Source organism: Cytobacillus kochii, from assembly GCF_020171845.1.
GTDB lineage: Bacteria > Bacillota > Bacilli > Bacillales > Cytobacillaceae > Cytobacillus > Cytobacillus kochii.
In genome coordinates, this window is record NZ_JAIVAM010000040.1 from 1 (window position 1) to 823 (window position 823).

Here is an 823-nt window from a genome sequence, read left to right on the forward strand (position 1 = left end):
TGGCAACCAAATACTTAGATAATTACCTCAACTGGTTTCGTTGGCTTGAAATAGGCAAACAAATAGCATTTGATGAACGAGTCAAACAAATGCTTGTTTCTGCCTGTCGAAAATCAAGTCACACCACAATAGAAATGTTGAGATGTGCTTAACTAATTATTAGACGTATATTTATTGCTTCCAGGGAGTTTTTTGATGTTGTTCCACGCTTCAATCGCTTCCTCACGACTTTTTCCTTGATTATTAGAGTCGGCAAAAAAATCACGAATAAATTGATTGTATTCAAATTGAGGAGCGATTTTTTTCTTGTACAATGGGTTTTTCTTTCGTTCTTCTTCTTTATACCAAGCATCTACAACATCTCGATACGTTTTTCCAATGTTAGTTTTAAAATAGTTTTGGATATAGGTAGAAAAATGAAAATTAGGGATAACTGTCTTGAAAAAGGCTCTTACATTTTGACTACAACGATGGTTTTTCGAAATGACTGTATCAAGACTTAAATCGACCTGTGGTTCTGACTTACTATTCACCTTTGATTTTCTAATTGGCTTTTTTATCTCTCCTGTTCGAAGAAATGTTTCAATTCTATCGGAAATCTCTATTTTTGAACCAGAAGCACTTATTCCATTTTCTCTGCAAAAAGATTGTAATTCTTCCTTCAACCAATAGAAATCTTTAAAACTATCTACACTAATATCTTTTGTTAGATTTGGTCTCATATTCTACACCTCAATATTCACTTATTTCTATTATAGAACAATTGTTCCTGTTAATCAAAAATAATCATAAGCAAAAACAACAAAGTTTACGAAAACAGCCT

General features: G+C 32.2%; 1 protein-coding gene and 1 pseudogene. One reads left to right on the forward strand and one right to left on the reverse strand.

Features of this window, described 5'->3' with window-relative positions; translation table 11 throughout:
• Nucleotides 1–152, forward strand: a pseudogene (locus tag LCM23_RS25720) (IS1595 family transposase); the annotation flags it as partial.
• Here the strand turns inward: LCM23_RS25720 and LCM23_RS25725 are convergent.
• Nucleotides 153–722, reverse strand: coding sequence for a DUF6434 domain-containing protein (locus tag LCM23_RS25725; protein WP_224939361.1), 570 nt, complete (start codon nucleotides 720–722; stop codon nucleotides 153–155).
• Nucleotides 723–823 lie beyond the last annotated feature (101 nt).

What these genes read in the sequence shown, in the direction of transcription:
- LCM23_RS25725 (WP_224939361.1), bottom strand. Translation starts at nt 722, where the DNA reads ATGAGACCAAATCTAACAAAAGATATTAGTGTAGATAGTTTTAAAGAT.